Raw genomic sequence first — 5213 nt, forward strand, 5'->3', positions numbered from 1 at the left:
TAGCTACTTTGTTCATGGCAACAATCTCCGATGAGCCCCCGGTGAAAGCTTAGTGGGCGATCACAGGGGGCGGCGGGGGTAGCCATTTCATTAGGTGGTTGCGCAGCGCCCGGAAACTAAGGTCGGGCGCGCAGTTGTTGCTGCAGATTCTGGATCTGCGCTTGCAGGGTGTTGATGTTGCGGGTGACCTGGCCACGGAAAGCGTCGAACTCGGCAATGTTGGCGGCACCGGCGGCCGGCGTCGGGCGGTTGTCCTGTTGGCTTTTGAGGATAACCACTTCCTGTTCCAGACGTTCGATGGCTGCGCTCGGATTACCTTGTTTCTTCAGCGCGACAATATCGGCGCCGAGGCTTTTCAGTTGGGCATCGAATTGCTCAGTGTCCGCCGGAGCGCTTTTCAGCACGGCTACATCGCTGTTCAAGACTTTGACCTGCGCCTGCAATTGGATGGTGGCGGTCTGTTGCTCAGTGCCCTGGGCGGTGATCTGCGCCAGGCGCTTGTCCAGTTCGGTGGTTTGCGCGCTCATCTGCGCCAGACGCTTGTCCAGCTCCGACGTCTGGCCGACAACACCTTGCTGCTGTTTACTTTGATCCAGGAGTTTGCTTTCCAGCTGTTTGATTTGCAGCTTCAGGGCTTCGCTGTCGCTGGTGACGTTGGTCTGGCTGGCGACCACCTTGCCGGAAATGTCCTGCAAGCGCCCCGCCGCGTCCTCACTGATACGCGCGAAGCTTTCCTGGGTCGCCACCAGTTGCTGTTCCATCAGCGAGATCTGCTGGAAGCTCCACCAGGCAAGGCCGGCGAACGCAAAGAGCAACGCGCCGACCAGCGCCCACAACGGGCCGGTGCTCGGGCCTTTGACCTTGACCACGGGCGTGGTCCGCGAATGCACGGTGGTACGAGCGGTGGGCACAAAATCATCGTCATCGAGGCTGTTGGCACGCAGGCTCGGTACATCGTCGAAGTCGTCGTTGGCATCGTTACGCATGGACATTGAGGCAACCTTTGTGGAACGCGGTGATGGCGTGATGCGGCGCAGTATAAACCCCATAGCCGCACCGATTGACCCTCAGGCCCGAACTCGGTTCAGTCGGCGTGGTCAGTGAAAGTCCTGGGCCTTCCACCAGCCGCAGAATTCATCGAGGGCGGTCCAGAGACTGACTTTCGGATCGTAATCCAGATAATGCCGGGCGCGGCTGATGTCCAGGGTGAAATTTTTGTTCATGACCTGCATGCCCAGGCGCGACAAGGTTGGCTCGGGGCGACCCGGCCACAGCTTGCACACCCCTTCGTTGAACGCCGCAACGGTGTAGGCCAAACCGTAGGAACGGTAGCGCGTCACCTGTGGGATATCCATTTTGCGCATGACGTAATTGACCACGTCCCACAACGGAATCGGCGTGCCGTTGCTGATGTTGTAAGCCTTGCCCAGCGCCGAACCGCTGGCCAGCAAACTGCTGAGCAACGCTTCGTTGAGGTTTTGCACGCTGGTGAAATCGACCTTGTTCAGGCCATTGCCGACAATCGACAAGCGCCCTTTGCGCTGCATGTTCAGCAGGCGCGGGAAGATGCTCATGTCACCGGCACCCGTGACGAAACGCGGGCGCAGGGCCAGGGTTTCGAGCCCGAACTCCTGGGCACCGAAGACCTTTTGCTCGGCCAGGTACTTGGTCGCGGCGTACGGGTGCTTGAAGCGCTTGGGCACTTGTTCTTCGGTCAAACCCAGATGATCGCGACCATCGAAGTAGATCGACGGCGACGACAGGTGCACCAGGCGTCGGACCCGTTGCTTCAGGCAAGCCTCGACGATGTTTTCGGTGACCTGGACATTGCCTTGATGGAAGTCCTGATAACGCCCCCACAGGCCGACCGCGCCGGCGCAATGGACCACGGCTTCGACGTCGGAACACAGGTCACGCGCCAGTTCCGGGTCGCTCAAGTCGCCCTGGATGAACTCGGCGCCACGGCGCACCAGATGCTCCACGCTCTCGGCCCGGCGACCGTTGACCCGTACGTCCAGGCCCTGCTCCAGGGCGAAACGCGCAAAGCGCCCGCCAATGAAGCCGCTTGCGCCGGTGACCAGAATCTTCATGAATTGCTCCGAATATTTCGTTTTGCGTAGTGCGTGAGGTCTTGACGCTGCCCGTCAGTCCAACGGCACCAGCCATTGCCTGGACGAGCGCACCAATTGATCGGTGAGCAGGCCCAGCAATTGGCCGCCATTGCGCCAATGATGCCAGTACAGCGGCACATCGATCGGCTTATCTGGCAAAAGCTCCACCAATACGCCGCGCTCGAGTTGCTCGCGCACCTGCAATTCAGGCACCAGGCCCCAACCGAGGCCCGCTTCCGTGAGGCGAATGAAGCCTTCGGACGATGGGCACAAATGGTGTTCGAATCCGCCATCTACACCGAGGGACGCCAGATAGCGATGCTGTAGGAAATCGTCCGGGCCAAACACCAGGGCTGGGGTTTTCGACAACAGATCGGCGCGCACGCCTTCTGGAAAATGCCGGGCAATGAATGCAGGGCTGGCCAATGCTCGGTAGCGCATGGCGCCCAGTAACACGCTGCGTGCACCGGCCACCGGACGTTCACTGGCGCAGACGCACGCCGCCACTTCACCGGCGCGCATGCGTTTGAGGCCAACGGTCTGGTCTTCCACCACCAGATCGAGCAGCAGATGTTGTTCCGCACAAAAATCGCCCACCGCCACCGCCCACCACGTGGCGAGGCTGTCGGCATTCAGGGCGATGCGCAGACGTTCCGGTAAGCCTTCTTCGTCCAGTGCTGGCACCAGTGTTTGCAGATCACGCTCCAGCAAACGCACCTGCTGCACATGGTTGAGCAGCCGCCGGCCGATTTCGGTAGGCGCCGGCGGGGTCACCCGTACCAACACCGGTTGTCCGACCCGCGCCTCGAGCAATTTGATCCGCTGGGAAATCGCCGATTGCGACAAACCCAGCACCTGCGCAGCGCGTTCGAATCCGGCCTGCTCGACCACCGCGGCCAAGGCAGAAAGCAATTTGTAGTCGAACATCAGATTTCCTAATGAGCGATCAGCAGGATTGGTTTATCTTATACAACGCCACACCGGAGAATGGCCAGCAAGAACTCTTGAACAAGGATCACCGACATGGCTGGCGAAACTTCATTGGCAACGCTTCTTAAAAGCATGAGCCCGCAACTCAACGCCGGCGACTACGTGTTCTGCACCCTGCGCGACGGCATGTTGCCCGCCGGCGTTGAGATTGTCGGCAGCTTCCGCGAGCAGGAAGGCCTGACTGTCATTCTGGAACGTTCCCACGCCGAGAAGGCCGGTTTCAGTTTCGATTACGTCGCGGCCTGGATCACCTTGAACGTGCACTCGGCCCTTGAAGCCGTCGGCCTGACCGCCGCATTCGCCACTGCATTGGGCCAGGCCGGGATCAGTTGCAACGTGATCGCCGGCTATTACCACGACCATTTATTCGTCGGCCAGGCCGATGTCGATCGCGCCCTGCACGTGTTGCGGGACCTGGCGGCCAACGCGGAGTAAAAAATCTAATGTGGCAAAGTTATGTAAACGGCCTGTTTGTGGCCGCAGGGCTGATCATGGCGATCGGTACTCAGAATGCATTTGTGCTGGCCCAAAGCCTGCGGCGTGAACATCACCTGCCGGTGGCAGCGCTCTGCGTCACCTGCGATGCGTTGCTGGTGGCCGCCGGGGTGTTCGGGCTGGCAACGGTGCTGGCGCAAAACCCGACGCTGTTGGCGGTCGCCCGTTGGGGTGGCGCCGTCTTTTTGATCTGGTATGGCGCACAAGCGCTGCGTCGGGCCTGCTCGAAACAAAGCCTGCAACAGGGTGAAAACCAGACCGTGCGTTCATTGCGTGCCGTGATGCTCAGCGCCTTGGCGGTGACGTTGCTCAACCCGCACGTCTATCTGGACACCGTGTTGCTGATCGGCTCCCTCGGCGCCCAACAAACCGAGCCCGGCGCTTATGTGGTGGGCGCGGCCAGTGCTTCATTGCTGTGGTTTTTCACCCTGGCGCTCGGGGCGGCATGGCTGGCACCGTGGCTGGCTCGACCCAGCACCTGGCGAATGCTCGATCTGTTAGTGGCGGTGATGATGTTCACGGTAGCGTTGCAGTTAATCGTTGCCGGGTGATTTATTCCAAAAGGCTCTGGAACCTCTATTCCACACAGTTGTTGCGTGGTTATGCCGCACCCCCGGTGCTATGATCCGATCCGATGCGCCGCAAAGAGTACAAACTCCCCGGCGCTTGTCTGGCCGCCCGTGATCGGCCTTGCGCTCACCGCAACTGACCTGATTAGGAGAATCATCATGGCTTTCGAATTGCCGCCGCTGCCTTACGCACACGATGCCCTGCAGCCGCACATTTCCAAGGAAACTCTGGAATACCACCACGACAAGCACCACAACACCTACGTCGTGAACCTGAACAACCTGGTGCCTGGCACCGAGTTCGAAGGCAAGACTCTGGAAGAGATCGTCAAGTCTTCCTCGGGCGGTATCTTCAACAACGCTGCTCAGGTCTGGAACCACACTTTCTACTGGAACTGCCTGGCGCCAAACGCCGGCGGTCAACCAACCGGCGCACTGGCTGAGGCCATCAACGCTTCTTTCGGTTCGTTCGACAAGTTCAAGGAAGAGTTCAGCAAGACTTCCATCGGCACCTTCGGTTCCGGTTGGGGCTGGCTGGTGAAAAAAGCTGACGGTTCCCTGGCCCTGGCCAGCACCATCGGCGCCGGCAACCCGCTGACCAACGGCGACACCCCGCTGCTGACCTGCGACGTCTGGGAACACGCTTACTACATCGACTACCGCAACCTGCGTCCGAAGTACGTAGAAGCGTTCTGGAACCTGGTCAACTGGAAATTCGTGGCTGAGCAGTTCGAAGGCAAAACCTTTACTGCTTAAGATCGACGCCAGTCAAAAAAACCCGGCTTTTTAGCCGGGTTTTTTTATGGGTCAGGGGAAGCCTGGTGTATCGATGAAAATTGGGGGGTTAGTCGGTTTGCTCGCGAAGGCGGCCTAGTAGCCGACCATTTTCCTTTGGGTGTACATATCCGTTTCTGCGGTAACGGCCGCTGACGGTTTCGCTTTTACAGCGAGTGACTTGGAAAAGCCCCAAGTAACCAAGGGCTTTTGCCCCGCCATTCGGTGCCTCGCCTAGGCTCGGCATGCCCTCACTCCGGCATTGCTCCGGGGG

6 protein-coding genes are annotated in these 5213 nt (G+C 59.7%); 3 read left to right on the forward strand and 3 right to left on the reverse strand.

All coding sequences use genetic code 11. The features are described 5' to 3' along the window. Positions 1–116 precede the first annotated feature (116 nt). The 3 genes from ACIPL2_RS35000 to ACIPL2_RS35010 all read right to left on the reverse strand — a co-directional run bounded on the left by ACIPL2_RS35000 (position 117) and on the right by ACIPL2_RS35010 (position 3038). Complete coding sequence (locus ACIPL2_RS35000) at positions 117–992, reverse strand: ATPase (protein ID WP_401365357.1); 876 nt, start codon at positions 990–992, stop codon at positions 117–119. A 105-nt stretch (positions 993–1097) separates the two neighbouring features. Further along, on the reverse strand, positions 1098–2090 hold the full coding sequence (locus tag ACIPL2_RS35005; RefSeq protein WP_401365359.1) for an NAD-dependent epimerase/dehydratase family protein: 993 nt from the start codon (positions 2088–2090) through the stop codon (positions 1098–1100). A gap of 54 nt (positions 2091–2144) precedes the next feature. Beyond that, positions 2145–3038: a LysR family transcriptional regulator ArgP gene (locus ACIPL2_RS35010; RefSeq protein WP_401365362.1), complete on the reverse strand. Its 894-nt coding sequence runs from the start codon at positions 3036–3038 to the stop codon at positions 2145–2147. Positions 3039–3134: 96 nt separating this feature from the next. Here ACIPL2_RS35010 and ACIPL2_RS35015 point away from each other — a divergent pair, with 96 nt between their 5' ends. From ACIPL2_RS35015 to ACIPL2_RS35025, 3 genes are all read left to right on the forward strand, one after another. Further along, the gene (locus tag ACIPL2_RS35015) at positions 3135–3536 is read left to right on the forward strand and encodes an ACT domain-containing protein (RefSeq protein ID WP_401365365.1); all 402 of its coding nucleotides are present in this window, start codon (positions 3135–3137) and stop codon (positions 3534–3536) included. A gap of 8 nt (positions 3537–3544) precedes the next feature. Next, positions 3545–4147, forward strand: a complete 603-nt coding sequence (locus ACIPL2_RS35020; RefSeq protein ID WP_401365368.1) for a LysE/ArgO family amino acid transporter — start codon at positions 3545–3547, stop codon at positions 4145–4147. Positions 4148–4324: 177 nt separating this feature from the next. After that, the gene (locus tag ACIPL2_RS35025) at positions 4325–4921 is read left to right on the forward strand and encodes a superoxide dismutase (protein ID WP_192417135.1); all 597 of its coding nucleotides are present in this window, start codon (positions 4325–4327) and stop codon (positions 4919–4921) included. Positions 4922–5213: the final 292 nt, after the last annotated feature.

It is taken from the genome of Pseudomonas sp. NPDC086251 (assembly GCF_044746405.1).
Classification (GTDB): Bacteria; Pseudomonadota; Gammaproteobacteria; order Pseudomonadales; family Pseudomonadaceae; genus Aquipseudomonas.